Annotated in this window: 14 protein-coding genes; 3 read left to right on the top strand and 11 right to left on the bottom strand. The window is 71.2% G+C overall.

The features are described from left to right. Positions 1-22 precede the first annotated feature (22 nt). The 3 genes from AB0C27_RS03605 to AB0C27_RS03595 form a co-directional block, all read right to left on the bottom strand. Positions 23-3,085: an ABC transporter permease gene (locus AB0C27_RS03605; protein ID WP_357837217.1), complete on the bottom strand. Its 3,063-nt coding sequence runs from the start codon at positions 3,083-3,085 to the stop codon at positions 23-25. Positions 3,086-3,278: 193 nt separating this feature from the next. Next, positions 3,279-3,548: a 30S ribosomal protein S20 gene (gene rpsT, locus AB0C27_RS03600; RefSeq protein WP_346115452.1), complete on the bottom strand. Its 270-nt coding sequence runs from the start codon at positions 3,546-3,548 to the stop codon at positions 3,279-3,281. 109 nt (positions 3,549-3,657) lie between these two features. Further along, a complete protein-coding gene (locus AB0C27_RS03595) occupies positions 3,658-4,656 on the bottom strand; it encodes a glycoside hydrolase family 18 protein (RefSeq protein WP_357837214.1) in 999 nt (332 codons plus the stop codon). Between the two features lie 56 nt (positions 4,657-4,712). Between AB0C27_RS03595 and lepA the strand changes: the two genes are divergently transcribed. Beyond that, positions 4,713-6,545: a translation elongation factor 4 gene (gene lepA / locus AB0C27_RS03590; protein ID WP_357837211.1), complete on the top strand. Its 1,833-nt coding sequence runs from the start codon at positions 4,713-4,715 to the stop codon at positions 6,543-6,545. A gap of 134 nt (positions 6,546-6,679) precedes the next feature. Further along, positions 6,680-7,147 carry a GNAT family N-acetyltransferase gene (locus tag AB0C27_RS03585; protein WP_357837208.1) on the top strand — a complete coding sequence of 156 codons (468 nt, stop codon included), beginning with the start codon at positions 6,680-6,682 and terminating at the stop codon, positions 7,145-7,147. On the opposite strand, the gene AB0C27_RS03580 is transcribed toward AB0C27_RS03585, so the two are convergent. From AB0C27_RS03580 to ccmA, 3 genes are read right to left on the bottom strand one after another with little or no spacing between them, the layout of a single operon-like run. Further along, positions 7,135-8,745 (bottom strand): DUF6297 family protein, encoded by a 1,611-nt coding sequence (locus AB0C27_RS03580; RefSeq protein ID WP_357837205.1) that lies wholly within the window; start codon positions 8,743-8,745, stop codon positions 7,135-7,137. The two genes, AB0C27_RS03585 and AB0C27_RS03580, sit on opposite strands and share 13 nt — an antisense overlap. Next, positions 8,742-8,870 (bottom strand): hypothetical protein, encoded by a 129-nt coding sequence (locus AB0C27_RS03575; RefSeq protein WP_357837202.1) that lies wholly within the window; start codon positions 8,868-8,870, stop codon positions 8,742-8,744. Before AB0C27_RS03575 ends, AB0C27_RS03580 begins: the two co-directional genes overlap by 4 nt. Beyond that, the gene (gene ccmA, locus AB0C27_RS03570; RefSeq protein ID WP_357837199.1) at positions 8,867-9,490 is read right to left on the bottom strand and encodes a heme ABC exporter ATP-binding protein CcmA; all 624 of its coding nucleotides are present in this window, start codon (positions 9,488-9,490) and stop codon (positions 8,867-8,869) included. Before ccmA ends, AB0C27_RS03575 begins: the two co-directional genes overlap by 4 nt. Positions 9,491-9,687: 197 nt before the next feature. Between ccmA and AB0C27_RS03565 the strand changes: the two genes are divergently transcribed. Then, the gene (locus AB0C27_RS03565; protein ID WP_357837196.1) at positions 9,688-10,005 is read left to right on the top strand and encodes a hypothetical protein; all 318 of its coding nucleotides are present in this window, start codon (positions 9,688-9,690) and stop codon (positions 10,003-10,005) included. On the opposite strand, the gene AB0C27_RS03560 is transcribed toward AB0C27_RS03565, so the two are convergent. The 5 genes from AB0C27_RS03560 to AB0C27_RS03540 all read right to left on the bottom strand — a co-directional run bounded on the left by AB0C27_RS03560 (position 9,965) and on the right by AB0C27_RS03540 (position 16,352). After that, on the bottom strand, positions 9,965-10,831 hold the full coding sequence (locus AB0C27_RS03560; RefSeq protein ID WP_357837193.1) for a response regulator: 867 nt from the start codon (positions 10,829-10,831) through the stop codon (positions 9,965-9,967). The two genes, AB0C27_RS03565 and AB0C27_RS03560, sit on opposite strands and share 41 nt — an antisense overlap. Before the next feature lie 253 nt (positions 10,832-11,084). Further along, positions 11,085-12,221 (bottom strand): histidine kinase, encoded by a 1,137-nt coding sequence (locus tag AB0C27_RS03555; RefSeq protein WP_357837190.1) that lies wholly within the window; start codon positions 12,219-12,221, stop codon positions 11,085-11,087. Positions 12,222-12,942: 721 nt separating this feature from the next. Then, a complete protein-coding gene (locus AB0C27_RS03550; protein ID WP_357837187.1) occupies positions 12,943-13,431 on the bottom strand; it encodes a hypothetical protein in 489 nt (162 codons plus the stop codon). A 395-nt stretch (positions 13,432-13,826) separates the two neighbouring features. Continuing rightward, complete coding sequence (locus AB0C27_RS03545) at positions 13,827-15,074, bottom strand: glycoside hydrolase family 18 protein (protein WP_357837184.1); 1,248 nt, start codon at positions 15,072-15,074, stop codon at positions 13,827-13,829. Positions 15,075-15,125: 51 nt separating this feature from the next. Continuing rightward, positions 15,126-16,352: a styrene monooxygenase/indole monooxygenase family protein gene (locus AB0C27_RS03540; RefSeq protein ID WP_357837182.1), complete on the bottom strand. Its 1,227-nt coding sequence runs from the start codon at positions 16,350-16,352 to the stop codon at positions 15,126-15,128. Positions 16,353-16,388: the final 36 nt, after the last annotated feature.

Below are 16,388 nucleotides of genomic sequence, written 5' to 3'. Positions count from 1 at the left end.
GGACGGCGAGCGGCCGGAATCGTCACTGTTCCTCCCGGAAGGCGAGCCCTTGCCGGCGCAGGTTGCGCGTCAGCCCGGCGACGATCGCGAACAGCACCCCGGCCACCAGCACCAGCATCACCCCGGTCGCCGCCCACGGGATGTCGAGCAGCACCCCCGGCGTGACGGCCGCCGCCTGGCCGGTCAGCACGATGTGCGGCACCACCAGCACCCCGACGACGATCGCGAGCCCGGTCCCGGCCACCAGCGACAGCCCGACCACGAACGTCTGCTCCATCGCCAGGATCCCGAACACCTGCCGCGAGTTCACCCCGAGCGCCCGCAGGATCGCGAACTCGGCCATCCGCTCCCGTGCCGCGACGGCCGCGTTGACCAGGAACCCCAGCACGGCGAAGACCAGCGCCGCCAGGAACCCCAGCATCAGCGCCCCCTGCAGCCCGCTGGCCAGCGGGTCGTTCTGCAGCGTCGCGGCCAGCGCCCGCTGGTCGAGCACGGAGACGTCCCATTCCGGATGTCTCCCGAGCGCCGCCACCGCCGCCGCGCCGTCACCGGCCAGCCACCACTCGGTGGCCGGCCGCGGCGACTGCGCCGCGGCGAGCTCGTGCGCCTGCACCGTGCTCCAGTCGGCCAGTACGGCCTTCTGCCCGGCCGGCGCGGTGGGCATCGTCGCGACGACGCCGACGACCTTGACCGTCTGGACCCGCCGGTCGATGCTGGCCTTCCCGACCTGCCCGACGCCCAGCTTGAGCGAGGCGGCCAGGTCGGCGGTGAGCACCACGGGCAGTGGCCCGAGCCGAGGCGGCGCCACGAACGCGGCCGATCCCGGCCCGTCGCCGACGGTCATCGTGAGCGGCGGCGCGGCCACGTCGCGGCCGTCGGCGCGCAGGCCGGTCAGGGTGAGGCTCGCCTCGCTCTCCGGCGCGCCCGCGAGCAGGCCGCGCAGTGAGATCGGGTACGACAGCGCCCCGCTCCGCCCTGCCAGCGCCCGCAGGTCCACCTCGACCTGGTTGTCGCCGGGCTTGAGCACGCCGAGCGAGACCTCGCGCCACACGCCGAGCGCGTCGGACAGGACGAGCCGCAGCGGCAGGTCCGCGCTCACCCGGGCGGTCAGGGTGAGCGTGGCGGGTCGGCCGGGCAGGTCCAGCTTGCCCGCCCGGTCACCGGCCAGGCTCCGCGACAGTTCGGCGGTGGTCTGCGCCGACAGATCCGCACGAAGGTGGAACAACTGCCCCATCTTCGCGGCGTCCAGCGTGAGCAGCAGCGCGCTCTCGCCGCCGACCTCGATCTGCCCCCGGTATCCGGGGGAGGCGGCGGTCAGGCCGGGCAGGGCGGTGAACGCGGTGCCGCGCCCGAGCGCGCCCAGCTCGGGCCCGTCCGGCGGCCCCGACAGCCGCAGGTCGGCGCCGGCCTGGTGACGGGCCTGGTCGAGCTGCGAGGAACGCCAGGTGGCGGTGGTGGCCAGGGAGACGATGCCGATCGCGATGGCCATGGTGAGCAGCAGCGCGGGCCCGGCGTACTTGAGCGGCCGCCTGCTGACCTGCCACGCTCCGAGCGCGGGCGCGAGGGCGGGCCGCCTGGAGGTCACCCGTTCGGCCAGCCTGGAGACGCGCGGCACCAGCCGCAGCCCCAGCATGCCGCCCGTCAGCAGGGCCAGCGCGGGCCCGGAGATGATCAGCGGGTCGATGCCCAGCCCGCCCTGCGCGGTGGCGGTCACGGGCGCGCCGTAGCGCTGGAGCTGCCAGATGGCCAGCCCGGCCACGACCAGCAGCGCCAGGTCGGCGCCCGCCCGCTCGATGAGCCCGCGCCCGCCGCCGCGCCCGCGCGATGACTGCTCCTCCACGTACGTACGCCGCGCGCCGGCCAGCGCGGGCAGCATCAGCAGCACGGCCGCGGCCAGCGCCACCCCACCCGACACGAGGAACGTGCCCAGATCCGCTACCGGCGCAAGGCGCACTCCCGAGGCCCTGATCCAGGGCAGCATGGTGACCAGCGCGAGCAGCGGCGGCCCGAGGAACGGCGCCACGATCGCGCAGGGCAGCGCCACCAGCAGCGCCTCCCCGCCCGCCAGTGCCGCCAGCCGCACCGTGCCCGCGCCGCGCGAACGCAGCAGCGCCACCTCCATCCGGCGGTGGTCGGCCAGCAGCCGCGCCGTCAGCATCAGCGCGTACGCGGCCAGCAAGAGCAGTTGCAGCACCGGGATCAGCATGGTGGAGCGGGCCACCAGCGAGGCGGTGTCGAGCTGGGTGAGCATCTCGGGCAGGCGGCTGGCCGTCTCGCAGCCGGTGCACCCGGCGGCCTTGAGCCGGTCGCCCAGCTCGGCGACGGCGCCGGCCAGCGGGCGCAGCCGTTCCGGCGTGATGGCGCGCAGGTCGGGCACAGCGGTCCAGGTCGCGTTGACGCTGGTAGCGAACCGGCCGACGAACGTCTCACGCGCGACCATCAGCGGCCCGTACGTGGTGAAGTCGCGGCGCTCGACGCCCGTGCTGAGCAGCTGCTCGCCCGCCCAGCGTGCGCCGAACGGGTCGTCGAGCTGGAAGACGCCGACCACGCGGACCTTGACCGGACGCGGGTCGAGCCGCCCCCGCACCGTGTACTCGCGGCCCGTCTCGAACCCGGTCGCGGTGGCGGCAGGCAGCGAGATCACCGCTTCGACCGGTTCGTCACCTGTGGCTGCGGGCTTCGGCCAGGCGCCGGAGACCAGCCTGGCCTGCCGGTCGAGGCCGTCGTAGCTGCCGAACCGCAGCAGCTCGGGCAGCTTCCTGTCCTCCTGGCCGGGCATGGTGTAGGAGTCGGAGCGCAGGCTGGTGGTGACGGCGGGCGTGCTGGGATACGCCTTGGCGAGCTCGGCGCGGATGGACGCGTCGTCCTTCGGGAACGTCTCCGCGGTCACGGAGGCGCTGACGGTGACGGCGGTCTGCTCGTACGAGGCGGTCTCCATCGTCCGGCGGACACCGGCTTCGGCGATGGAGGAGGCGTACATGGTCAGCGCCACCAGCGTGGTGGTGGCGAGCAGGATCGACCCGAACGCGGCCAGGAGAAGCAACGGCTCACTGAACGCCCGTTTGACGACGAGCGGCCCCCGCATGTGTCCCCCTTAACCCCGTTTAGTGCACCTTCGAGCACGCGCGGAGCGAGGGGCAAGGCGATCTCTGCAACGGTGACTCACCCGATACGGCAGTGTGATATCGAAACCGTGACAAAGTGCTGACGGAACCGGGCCGGAAAAACAAGAACGCCGCACTCCTTCGTGGAGTGCGGCGTTGCTGTACCGGTCGCGCTTACTTGGCGGCCAGGGCCGCGGCCTGCTTGGCGATCGCGGACTTGCGGTTGGCGGCCTGGTTCTTGTGGATGACGCCCTTGCTGACGGCTTTGTCGAGCTGACGGGCAGCGACCCGCTGAAGGGCCGTGGCCTGCTCGACGTCGCCCTGCTCGGCGGCCTCGCGGAACTTGCGGACGGCAGTCTTCAGCGAGGACTTGACTGCCTTGTTGCGCAGACGAGCCTTCTCGTTCTGCTTGTTGCGCTTGATCTGGGACTTGATGTTCGCCACGAAGAAGCCTCGGTGAAGTCTGAAGTGATTGGACGGGGCGCGCGGGCTCGAGAGAGGGCGCGCCACACGCAGTTGCCCAGGCTACCAATAACCCAGGCCGCTGCTCAAATCAACGCCATCGTGTCATGTACTCGTGCCAATCTCTTTCCGTGGCCGCGAAGTCCACGTAGAGGGCCAGGCCGAAGCGCTCGCGGCGGCCGTGATCGGAGAGCGCCAGCCTGGCGCCCTCCGCCGCCATCTCGACGCTCTCGGCGGCGTCCAGCCATCCTACGCCGTGATCGTGGTAGGCGGGGGCGCCGATGAACAGGGACTTCTCGGCGGGCACCAGGTCCAGGGCGAGGCGGGCCTGGCGGGCCACATGGCCGCCGTAGAGCGACTGGAGCGGGGTGTAGGAGTCGTACGTCATGACGGCCACTTGATCCACCCGGTTCACGACTTCACGGAAATATCCCTCGGACCAGTATTTGTCGTGACCCAGCACGGCTCTGGCCGTCAGGCGCATGCCCGGGTACGGCTCGATCTGCGGGGTGGAAGTGGACAGGAGCCTCGTGTGCCGCCTGGTGCGGTCGAGCAGGTCGAGGAACTCCGTGTCCGCGTCGCCGATCGGCTCGAAGTTGTAGTGGATGCCGTCGTAGCCGGTCTTCATGATGGCGGCCACGCCGGTCAGGACGTTCGCGCGGGACTTCGGGTCGTCGAGGTCGAGGTCGTCGTCGAGGTCGGCGTCGACGGTCTGGCCGAGCCAGGCGGAGATGCGGATGCCGGGCAGCTGCTCACGCATCCACGAGATGAAATTTCCGGCGTTGGGGTATTTAGCGGGATCTAAGCGGCCGTCGGCTTCGAACGGGCCGGAGTGGACGTACACGTCCTTGATGCCCGTGGCGCGCAGCCGTACCGCGAGCCGTTCCACATCACGCCCCGTGCGGCGGCCGTCGACCCACGCGTGGCCCAGCCAGAGTGCGTCGTTGCCCGTGCTCTTCGCCCAGGCCGCCGGGGCACCGGTAAACTGGAGGCGGAGCGCCACGGCGAGGAGGCCGACCAGCGCGACCACGATGGCCAAGGCCAGCGCGATCAGGCGCAGGCCGCGGCGGATGACGGTCCGGGCTATCACCCGGGCATGTCACCATAAAAGACTGCTCGACCTCAACCCTGTCGAAACGGACTTCGGTGCGCACTCAGCCTGGCCAGACCGACCCCGCGTTGATCCGCAACTTCTGCATCATCGCGCACATCGACCATGGCAAGTCGACGCTTGCCGACCGCATGCTGCAGATCACCGGCGTGGTCGACGACCGTTCCATGCGTGCCCAATACCTCGACAGGATGGACATCGAGCGCGAACGCGGCATCACGATCAAGTCGCAGGCCGTGCGGCTGCCGTGGGACGGCCACGTGCTCAACATGATCGACACCCCGGGGCACGTCGACTTCACCTACGAGGTGTCCAGGTCGCTGCAGGCGTGCGAGGGCGCGATCCTGCTGGTCGACGCGGCCCAGGGTATCGAGGCGCAGACGCTGGCCAACCTCTACCTGGCCATGAACGCCGACCTGCACATCATCCCCGTCCTCAACAAGATCGACCTGCCCGCCGCGCAGCCGGAGAAGTTCGCCGAGGAGCTCGCGGGGCTGATCGGCTGCGACCCGTCCGATGTGCTCAGGGTGTCGGGCAAGACCGGCGTGGGCGTGCGCGAGCTGCTCGACCACGTCGTGCAGACCGTGCCCGCGCCCGTCGGCGTCGCCGACTCCGCCGCCCGGGCGCTGATCTTCGACTCCGTCTACGACACCTACCGCGGCGTGGTCACCTACGTCCGCGTGTTCGACGGCCATCTGGGCAAGCGCGAGCGCATCCTGATGATGTCGACCAACGCCACCCACGAGACGCTGGAGATCGGCGTCATCTCGCCCGAGCCCAAGGTCGCCGACCTGGGTCTGGGCGTGGGTGAGGTGGGCTACCTGATCACCGGTGTGAAGGACGTGCGTCAGTCGCGGGTCGGCGACACCGTCACCTCGGCGGTCAAGCCGGCCAAGGGCATGCTGGCGGGCTACGAGCACCCCAAGCCGATGGTCTTCTCCGGCCTCTACCCGATCGACGGCGACGAATATCCCGAGCTGCGCGAGGCGCTCGACAAGCTTCAGCTCAACGACGCCGCGCTGGTCTACGAGCCGGAGACCTCGGCGGCGCTCGGGTTCGGGTTCCGCGTCGGCTTCCTCGGGCTGCTGCACATGGAGATCGTGCGCGAGCGGCTGGAGCGCGAGTTCGGGCTGTCGCTGATCTCCACCGCGCCCAACGTGGTCTACCGCGTGGTCATGGAGGACGGCAAGGAGCTCACCGTCACCAACCCGTCGGAGTTCCCCACCGGCGGCAAGATCGCGCAGGTCTTCGAGCCGGTCACCAAGTCCACGATCCTGGCGCCGGCCGAGTTCATCGGCGCGATCATGGAGATCTGCCAGGGGCGGCGCGGCCAGCTCCTCGGCATGGACTACCTGTCCGAAGACCGGGTCGAGATCCGCTACACGCTGCCGCTCGGCGAGATCATCTTCGACTTCTTCGACCAGCTGAAGTCGCGCACCCGCGGCTACGCCTCGCTCGACTACGAGCCCGCGGGCGAGCAGGAGGCCGAGCTGGTCAAGGTCGACATCCTGCTGCAGGGTGAGGCGGTCGACGCCTTCAGTGCGATCGTGCACAAGGACAAGGCCTACGGCTACGGCGTCGACATGGCCAAGAAGCTGCGCGAGCTGATCCCGCGGCAGCAGTTCGAGGTGCCCATCCAGGCCGCCATCGGGGCCAGGGTGATCGCCCGCGAGAACATCAGGGCCATCCGCAAGGACGTCCTGGCCAAGTGTTACGGCGGTGACATCTCGCGTAAGCGCAAACTGCTGGAGAAGCAGAAGGAAGGCAAGAAGCGGATGAAGATGGTCGGCCGGGTCGAGGTGCCCCAGGAGGCCTTCGTCGCCGCGCTGTCCACCGACTCCAGCGCCGCCGACAAGGCCAAGAAGTAGTTTTCCGCGGTCCGAGGGCCTCCGGCGTCGTTCGCCGGGGGCCCTTCGTGATGTCTTCTCGTGATGTCTTCGTCCGATCGCTAGGTGACGGTGGCGGTTACGCTGAAAGCATGGAAGTGGTACATACGGCGCGTATGGTCCTATCTCGGGTCACGGCCGATGACCTCGACGCCGTCCATGAGATCCACGCCGACCCGCGTACGAGCGTCTACCACCCGAGCGGCCCCGTGACCGACCTGGAGTCCAGCCGCGCCATGCTCGATCTGTGGCTGGCCGACTGGGAGGAGCGGGGGATCGGTTACTGGGCGGCCCGGCCGGTGGACGAGCCGCTCGTGCTCGGGTTCGGCGGGCTGCGCCGCGCGATCCTGGACGGGCGCGAGGTGCTCAACCTGTACTACCGCTTCCGCCCTGCCGCCTGGGGCCACGGGTACGCGGCCGAACTGGCCAGGGCCGCCCTCGACGTCGGTACGGGGCTGGGGGAGGTCGTGGCGGTGATCAGGGACATCAATCTGCCCTCGCACCGGGTGGCCGAGCGGATCGGCATGAAGAAGGACCGGACGATCCCGTACGGAGGCGTGCCCAGCGACGTCTACGTCACCTGACCCGTCCGCCACACGTATCCCGCGAGTACCACCACTCCCATGATCGCCTGAGCTGCGATGAACGGTGCCAGTGCGGCCGGCTGCGTGAGCAGCGCCATCGCGGTGGGGAGGCAGCCGAGCAGGGCCAGGTCGGGGCCGGTGGCCGCCCAGAACAGCGGGCCCGTCGGGATGGAGCCGCCCGGGGTGTCGATGGTCGGCATCGAGTGGTCGACCGGGGCGCGCCTGGCCATCCGCAACGCGGCGGCGGCCAGCGCCGGCCCGGCCAGCAGCCCCAGCGCCCACCATCCGCCGGCGCCGGCCATCGTCACTGTGCCTGTCGCCGCGCCTGTCGCTGTGGCCGTCGCGCTGAGGCCTGCCGCGCCCGTCGCCGTCGTAGCCGCCGGTACCGCCTCGGGCAGGGCGGAAAGTGTGCTGGGCGTGGTCAGGGCCAGGGTCAGGGCGGTGAGGGCGGTGGCTGCCCAGACGCCGCCCAGCAGGGCGGGCAGGACCGCGCGGGCCGCCAGCGCGGGGCGGCGGCCCACGCCGATGAGCCGGGCCAGGGCCGGGTTGTCGGCGTCCCTGCGGGCGCCTGACGTACCCATCGACGCCACGGCCAGCGCGCCGGCCAGCACGGCCACCCCCAGCGCTGGGGGCGGGCCGCCCGCCTGAGCCAGCACCGCGGGCAGCGCCGTCGTCGCCGCGACGGCCGCCAGCCGTCCCGGCGTGCGGGCCAGCCTGCGCCAGTCGTGCCAGGCCAGCGCGAACGGCGCGGGCAGCGACGGCCACCGCCTGGAGCCGAGCCGCCTGGCCCGCCAGCGGTTGTCCTCGGCGATCCAGGTGAGCGCGCCGGGGTCGAGGGACACGGTCGCGCTCGCCACGTGGCCGGCCCTGGTCGAGGCGTTCGCGAGGGTACGGGTGGGAATGCGATCGAGCGAGGTCCACGCCTGCCGTACCAGCAATGCGGAGAGCACCGCGGCCCCCGACGCGGCGGCGGCGAGAGCGGTGAGTGGAGCGCTTGCGGCGATCGCCGCCACCGTACGGAGCTGCCCGCTCACCGCCACCACGGCCAGCACCAGCAGCGCCGCCACCGCGCCGGTCAGCCAGACTTGCCAGGACTGGGAGACCTGCCCGAGCACGGCCAGCGCCATCCCGCCCGCCGTCACCGACACACCGAGCACCAGCGCGCCGAGCAGCCGCCACACGAGCTGGTCGGGCGCGCCCAGCACGGCCAGCAGCCCCACGCCCAGCAGCACGCCCGCCACCAGAGCGACCACACTGAGCGCGCGGGCCGTCCGGCCGAGGAGGTGACGCCGGTTCAGCGGGGAGAGCAGCAGCCAGGACGCGTCGGAGGCGGGCAGCAGCACGGGCCCCGCCGCGCGGGCCGCCGCCAGGAAGCCCGCCACGGCCAGCGCGAGCAGCGCCGCACCCGCTCCCGCCCGCACCGGGTCGATCGGCCCGGCCAGGCCGGTGAGCAGGCCGGACAGCGGGCGTCCGAGCACGGCGACGATCATGGCCAGGCCGAAGACGGCGGCGTAGCGGTCGATCAGGGTGGCGGGGGTGCGGCCTCGGGAGCGGATGTACGCCCGCACCGCCCGTACACTCGCCTCCGCCCCGCTCACGCGGCCACCTCCCGCCGCACGCTCAGGCGCCCGCACGTGCTCTGGCGCCGGATGCGTCTGTGCTGGTCCATGCGCTTGTACGGGTCCGTCCGGCCGTACGTGCTCATGCCGCTCTGCCGGTTCATGCGTCTGCCCCCGCCGGAGAGATCTGCCGGGCCCGGGCGGCCAGGCCCTGGTCGTGCGTGGCCATGACGACGGTGCCGCCCTCGTCCGCGTATGCCCCTAGCAGGCGGGTCAGGCGGTCGCGGAAGGCGGCGTCCAGGCCGCGTTCCGGCTCGTCCAGGAGCAGCAAGGTGCTCGGCCTGAGCAGCGCGGCGGCCAGGCAGAGGCGCTGGCGCTGGCCGGTGGACAGGTTCAGCGGCGGCGCGTCGCCCCGCTCCGTCAGCGCGAACGCCTCCATCGCCGCGTCCACCGTCATCCTGGAACGGGCGTGCACGGCCCCCATCAGCTCCAGATGTTCGCGCGCCGTGAGCCCCGGATACCAGGCGGGCTCGTCACCCAGCAGCGCGACGCGCCCCCAGAAGGCGGCGTCGTCGGCCGGAGGCGCGCCGAACACCCGGATCTCTCCCGAGGTGGCCGGCTGGAGACCGGCCAGGCAGCGCAGGAGGGTGGACTTGCCCGAGCCGTTGGGGCCCACCACCGCCACGATCTCGCCGGGGGAGACGGTCAGGCGCAGGTCTCGGAGCACGGGGTTGCCGCCCAGCTCGACCGTGAGGCCGTCGGTGCTGATGATCGGGTCGTACATCGTTCGAGCGTATCCATCGTCTCGGTGGAGCGCGCGCGAGCCTTCTGGGTTTCGGCGGTCGGCGAACGGGGCTCGGCGGGGCGCGGATGACGGGCCGGGACGGAGGGTGAAAGGCGGGATCCCCGGCGACGCAAGGGATTCTGTCGGTGCCACCCTCTACCTTTTCATTCCGAACACCTGTGCTACTGGAGGGTGACGTGATTGCTTCTGAGCGATTCGAGCGGGCCGCGGTGCTGGGGGTGGCTGTGGCCGAGGAGACTCGGCGGCTGCTGAAGCTCCATGTGGGCGAGGGCGAGGAGGGTGACGACGGCACCGTTCTCGTTGACGTGCCCTACCCCGACGCGGCCGTGGTCACGGCGCTGCTCGACGTGGCGGCCGAGTGTTTCGGCGAACGGGGAGACTCGGTCGAGGAGACCAGGCAGGCGGCGCTGGAGACGTTGTTACAGCTGGCCGGGTTCGACGAGGAGTCGCAGCTCAACCCGGGCCGGCCAGGCCGTGACGGTAGGCGTACGTGACGGCCTGGGCCCGGTCCCTGAGGTGGGCCTTGGCGAAGAGGTTGTTGATGTGCGTCTTGACGGTGGCTTCGGTGATGTAGAGGCGGAGGGCGATCTCGGCGTTCGACAGGCCTTCGGCGATGAGGGCCAGCACCTCGCTCTCACGCGGGGTGAGCCCGTCCGGCGACTCGCCGCTTCGGCGGTCCGCCGGGCCGGGTTTCGTGCTGCTCGCAGGCTCGGCCGGCTCGGACGATGGCTGGGAGGAGGCGTAGGTCGACTGGTCGGAAGGCTTCTGCGAAGTGACGTGGGGCGGCTGGTCGGACAGCTTCTGGGGAGTGACGTGTGCCGGCTCGTCGGAAGGCTCCTGGGAAGCGGTGTGGACCGTTTCGCCGGACGACTTCTGGGAGGTGGCGTCGTGGTCCGGGGAGGGAGGGGAGATCGTGTCCAGGAGGCGGCGTTGCACCGTGGGGTCGAGCTGGGCGTCGCCGCGCATCACCGTGGCCACGGCCGAGGCGATGTCGTCGGCGTCCGCGTCCTTGGTGAGAAAGCCGCGCGCGCCCGCACGCAACGCGGCGAAGACCGACTCGTCGTCCGAATACGTGGTGAGCACGACGACCTGGGTGCCGGGGTGGGAGGCGCGGATGCGTTTGGTCGCCTCCACGCCGTCCATGCGCGGCATGCGCAGATCCATCAGCACCACGTCCGGCGACTCCGCCCCGACCAGCCGCAGCGCCGCCTCACCGTCGCCCGCCGACCCGACCACCTCGATCCCCGGCAACAGCCCGAGCAGCAACACCAGCCCTTCACGCACCACCGCCTGGTCGTCGACCACCACCACCCTGATCACCGGTGGAGCACCTCCTTGATCCCGTTCCCTTCGACCCCGATTCCGCCACCGACGATCTTGCCGCTCATACCTCGACACCCATGCCCAGACCCTTTAGCTCCATCGTCATCCCTGGCCCCGGTGCCGATCGGGGCGCGACATCCGAGGCGAGGAGAGGAGAGGCGGTGGAGGAGGCAGACGCGCTTCCGAGGAGAAGAGCTCATGCCGGCACCGTGAGGCGAAGAGCCCATGCCAGCACCCTGAGGAGGAGAACTCATGCCGGCACCCTCAGGTGCACCAGGAAGACGCCGTCGCGCTCGCCCGCCGACAGCGTGCCGCCGAGAAGTTCGGCGCGTTCACGCATACCCACCAGGCCATACCCGCCTCGGGTCGATCCCGTCCCGGGCGATCCCGTCTCAGGTGATCCCGTCCGGGACGCCCCCGTTGGGGACGATCCCATCGCGGGCGATCCCGTCGGGGATGACCCCATCTCGGGCGATCCCATCTCGGGCGATCCCATCTCGGGCGATCCCGTCTCGGGCGATCCCGTCTCGGGCGATCCCGATTGGGACGAGCCCGTTTGGTACGCCCCCGTCTCGGGGGGTTCTGTCCGGGGTGACCCCCTCTCTGGGGGTTCTGTCCAGGAGGAGGGGTTGATGACCCGCAGGTCGCACCAGGCCGGGCCGAAGTCGAGTTCGACCTCGGCCGGGCTGCCCGGCGCGTGGCGGCGTACGTTCGTGAGGGCCTCCTGGGCGGTGCGCAGCATCGCGAGCTCCGTCTCCGGAGGGAGCCGGCGCTGCGGGCCCGAGATGCGCAACGTGCATGGTCTGTGGGTGATGCTCTCGAAGTTCTCCGCGAGCGAGCGCAGCGCCACGGGCAGCTCCGGAGGGTCCTCGCGCAGCGCCGACACCGCCCGGCCGGCCTCCTCAAGCCCCGACTTGGCCAGGTCGCGGGCGTGGGTGACGCGGTCGAGCGCCTCGGCCGTACGTTCCGCGCGCAGCAGCAGCTTGGCCCCTTCCAGGTGGACGAGCTGGGCGGAGAGGGAGTGGGCGAGGATGTCGTGGATCTCCCTGGCGATCCTGGCTCTCTCCGCGAGCACAGCCTCTCTCGCCTCGGCGGCCCTGGCGGCTTTGCGCTGTTTACCCGCGTACGTGACCAGAAAGATCAGGCAGACGCTGAGAACGAGCGTGAGATCCTGCACCGGGGCGCCGGAGATCCCGCCCGCCACGATCAGCCCGGCGACGGCCAGCAGCGCGATCGCCAGCGCCCGCCCCAAGGGCAGGCGGCTCACCGCCAGGCTGACGCACACGAGCAGCGAGCCGATCGTGGCCCCGCTGTGCGTGATCGAGTTCAGGGCGATGGAGAGGAGCACCGCGAGGCCGAGCGCGATCGTCGTGGCGAGCTGCGACATGCTCGCCCCCGGCCGGCGCATTCTCCGCCACGCCTCCGAGAGAAGACCTCCGGCCGGCCGATCCTCCGTGCCCTCGCTCGGCCACACGCTCGGGCGACTGGACGGGAGCCGTGTACGTACGCTGCGCCATGCACTCTGGAGGCTGACCGCGAAGCGGGCGCATACGGCGGAAATTCTGGCCGGGAGGTTTGTGAGTAGGGTGCGCCATGCGGCGGAAACGGCGGCCGGGAAGCGTGTGCGCAGGGTCCGCCGCGCGGCTGGGAGCGAGCGTCCGGTCTGCAAGTGCGTGCGTACAGTGCGCCACACGACTGGGAGGGGATGCCCGGTGAGTCGGTGCGGGCGGGTGTCCTGCCCTGCGATCGGGAGCTTCTGCCCTGGGGCCGGGAGCTCCTGGCCTGTGGTCGGGAGCGGACTTCCGGACGACGGGGACGGCGGGGACGTGCTGGTGCTGCGCCGTGCGACCCGGGGGAAGCCGTTGCTCCCCTCGCGGTGGAAGCCGCCGTTCCCCTCGCGGTGGAAGCTGTCGTTCTCCTTGCGGTGGAGGTTCCAAGGGTGTGACAGGAACAGGACGGCCAGGAGGGAGAGGGCCAGCGCGACGGTCAGCAGGGTGACGACCAGGGGCATGCCGGTCAGGCCCGGCGCGGGTGTCGCCCGCACCAGCGCCACAACCAGGAGCACGATCACCCCCAGTCGCAATGCGACCGGGACAAACCTGGACAGCTCACGCATCACCTTTCGAAAGTATCCGGTCGCCGATAAGCGCACGGCCCCGGCGTGCGACGAGGTACGCCTGGGTGCCGAGCGTCAGGCCGAGAAACAGCAGGGCGCCGCCGGTCGAGACGGAGAGGCCGGCGGCCGTTCCCGCGAAGTAGAGGCCGACCCGGATCGCGATCGAGGCCAGCCAGGCCAGCATCGTCCCGGCTGTGCCCTTCGACCAGGCGATCCCGGCGTCGTCCAGCCACACCCGCACGCTGCTCGCCCGCCATGCGCCGAGCGCCACGGCGGCGACCGCCTCCACGGCGAACAGGGCCAGGCTGAGCGCGGGCTGCCCGGTGTCGAGGAGCCCGCCGGAATTGACGCCCAGCACCACCAGGGCGGCGGCGGTGACGAGGGTTCCGGTCATGCGGGAGGCGGGCCGGGTTCGGGTCTGGCGGTAGACGGAAAGGAGGAGGGCTAGAAGGACGAGAAGGGAAATCTCCACGGTGTTCACGAGGTCCGACCGTAGGGAGACACCGCCGGAATCGGATCGACCTGCGGGTTGAGACCCCGGGTCTCCACCCTGGGGTGGAGTGCCCACCTGGGTCTTCGGTCGCACCCGGTTGTGGGGTCAGGCTGGGCCTGAAGTGTGACTGCGCTGGGCCCGGTCGTGCGGTCTCGTCGAGTGGGGTCGTGTGGTCGGGCTGCGCCTGGCGGCGTGGTCAGGGCGTAGCTGGGCGTGTAGCCGCGCTGGACCAGGTCGTGCTGGGAGTGAGGCCGGGTCGTGCGCGGCTTGGTGGCGTCTGGGCCGTCGTGGTGGGTGGCTGGGGGATGGGCGGGTTATGTGGAAGTGTGTCTGGAATGTGGGGAGGCTGCGCCCGGGGGAATGGGTGGGCGCGGCCTGCAGAGCTAGCGGAGGATCGAGTACAGGGCCGAGGTGAGGGAGGCGCGGGAGTCGTCCTGGTCGATTGACCACATCATCGACCCGCCCAGCCCCTTGAGCCGGATGTAGGCCGCCTTCTGCAGCAGCACCGCCGGATCGTCGTACGACCAGAACTCGTTCCCGTCGTACAGCCACATCGTCCCGGTGCGCAGGTCGCGGTGGCGTTGGCCGGGCTTGGTGACCAGGTCCTTGTAGTCCTCGGTGCCGGGGGCCCACTTGCCGGGGGCGGGGCCGGTGGCGGGCTTGTACAGGCCGTTTCCGCCGGCGGTGACGCCGGTCCAGCCCTGGCCGTAGGCGGGTACGCCCACCACGAGTTTGCGGGCCGGCGCCCCTCGGGAGAGGTAGTCGCGGACGGTCTGGTCGACGCTGTATTTGACCGGGTTCGGGTCGCGGCGGTCGGTGAGCAGGTTGCCGTTGTGGCCGGTCATGGGCTCCCAGGAGCCACGCAGGTCGTACCCCTGGACGGTGGCGAAGTCGAGCTGCCGGAAGACGTCGCGCACCTCGAAGCCGGCGTCGATCTTGGCGGCGGCGGCCGGGAGGAAGGCCGTGAGCTGGGCCTTCGCCGAGTAGGCGGTGAGCTGCTTGCGGAGTTCGCGGACGAAGAGGGTAAAGTTGCGCTTGTCCTCCGGCCTGATGACGTTGCCGTCGGCGCCCGAAGAGCCGGGCCACTCCCAGTCCAGGTCGATGCCGTCGAACACGCCGGCTCCCGCGCCCGGCTCCAGGCCGGGCAGGTTGCCGCGCAGCCACAGGTCGATGCAGGAGGCGGCCAGTGCGGAGCGGGACTCGGGGGTGAGCACGGCGTCGGAGAAGTGCGCGGAGCCGGTCCAGCCGCCGAGCGAGATCATCACCTTGAGGCCGCGGTGCTTGGCCTTGAGCTTGCGCAGCTGGTTGAGGTTGCCGTTGAGCGCCTGGCCCGGAGCGTCGGCGACGCCGTCGACGCTCTGCTCGGCCGGTACGGGACGCTGCCAGTCCGCCCACGGGTCGGCCGAGTAGCAGCCGCCTTCGGCGTTCACGAAGCCGAACGCGTAGTTGAGGTGGGTGAGCTTCGCGGCGGCGCCGGAGACGTCCATGTCCTTGACGTGGAAGTTCCGGCCGTAGATGCCCCATTGGATGAAGTACGCGACCCGCTTGAAGCCGGTATGGGCCTCGGCGGGCACGGCGAGCGCCGAGAGGCCGAGTAAGAGCGACAGTGTGATCAGGACCTTCTTGCGCACGGAGCGGCTCCCGGGGACTGCGCCACTTGTATAGGAAACTTTCCTATAAATTTAGACGCGATCGTAGAGCGGCTCCGGTTCCCCGTCAACGATCCGCGCGATCTCCTCGGGGGACGACAGCAGCCCCCAGGCGAACGCGGGGTCGGAGAACAGCGACACCACCAGGTCGGCGAGGTCCTGCCTGGTCGTGGCGGCCATCAGCAGCCGCGCGACGTGCTCGGGCGGCGGCTGCAGGAACGCGTTCGTCCAGTCGGTGACCGGTGCCGCCGCCTCCCACATGCGCTCGGCCGTGGCACGGGCGAACGCGGCGTCGTACGGACCGCCGCCCGCGATGGCGTCGGCCGCGATCCAGGCACACCTGGAGCCCAGGTTCGCGCCCTGGCCGGTGATGGGGTCGTTGACGATCCAGGCGTCGCCGACGGCCAGCGCGATCCGGCCGCGGGGCAGCTCGGCCACCGGCCGGCGCACCGTGGGCGTGATCGCGCCCTGCAGCAGGTCGTCGGGCCCCAGCAGGCCGAACTCGCCCGGGTCCAGCCCTTCCGCCAGCCGTGGCGCGTACTCGCGGATCAGTCCTGGCAGGGCGGAGGAGACCTCGTGCCACGGCATGTGGGTGACCGGCTCCAGCGGGCCGCCGGGGATCGCCTCGACGAGCAGGGTGGACATGACGCCCTCCCGTGTCATCATCGGCAGCCGGAAGATCTCGCCCACCCCGGCGGCGATGTTGTTGGAGAAGCCGGTGGGCAGGTCGATGCCGCGGCAGAGCCCGGCGGCGAGCCTGCGCTGCGGCCTGTCGTACGGAGAACGTTCCGGATCGCGCGGGAAGAGCTCGGCCACCGAGCGCCGTCCCGCCGCCACCACCATCAGCTCGTGCCCCCGCGACCAGCGATCCACCTGCGCCGCGTCCGGCTCCGCGCCCGCCACCACGATCTCGCCGCCCCGTTCGGCGTAGTCGTCCATGAACGCGGGCAGCAGCAGCCGGAAGTCGACGGCGTGGAACGGCTCGGTCACGTATCCCGTGAACTCCAGCGGCGGATCGCCCTTGATCGAGAGCGTGGCGGAGTTCATGAGGCACCCGGGGTCGCGGAAGTGGACGCTGCCCAGCTCCCGCTCCCGTTCCTGCGTGTGGCCCATCCTGGCCACGGTGTTGGGCAGCCGCCCCGTACGGATCGACTCGGCCCCGCGCTCGCAGTAGAGCGTGGTCTCGACGCCGAGCTGCTGCAGCCGCAGCGCGAGGGTGAGCCCCGAGATCCCCGCCCCCACGATGCCGATGCCCGCCATGATGTTTCCCCCTTCGCCGGTATGACATCAGTGGAC

It is taken from the genome of Nonomuraea sp. NPDC048882, from assembly GCF_040649755.1.
Taxonomy (GTDB): Bacteria; Actinomycetota; Actinomycetes; order Streptosporangiales; family Streptosporangiaceae; genus Nonomuraea; species Nonomuraea maheshkhaliensis.
Note: the sequence above shows the minus strand (reverse complement) of the source record. Positions and strands in the feature narration are given on the sequence as shown.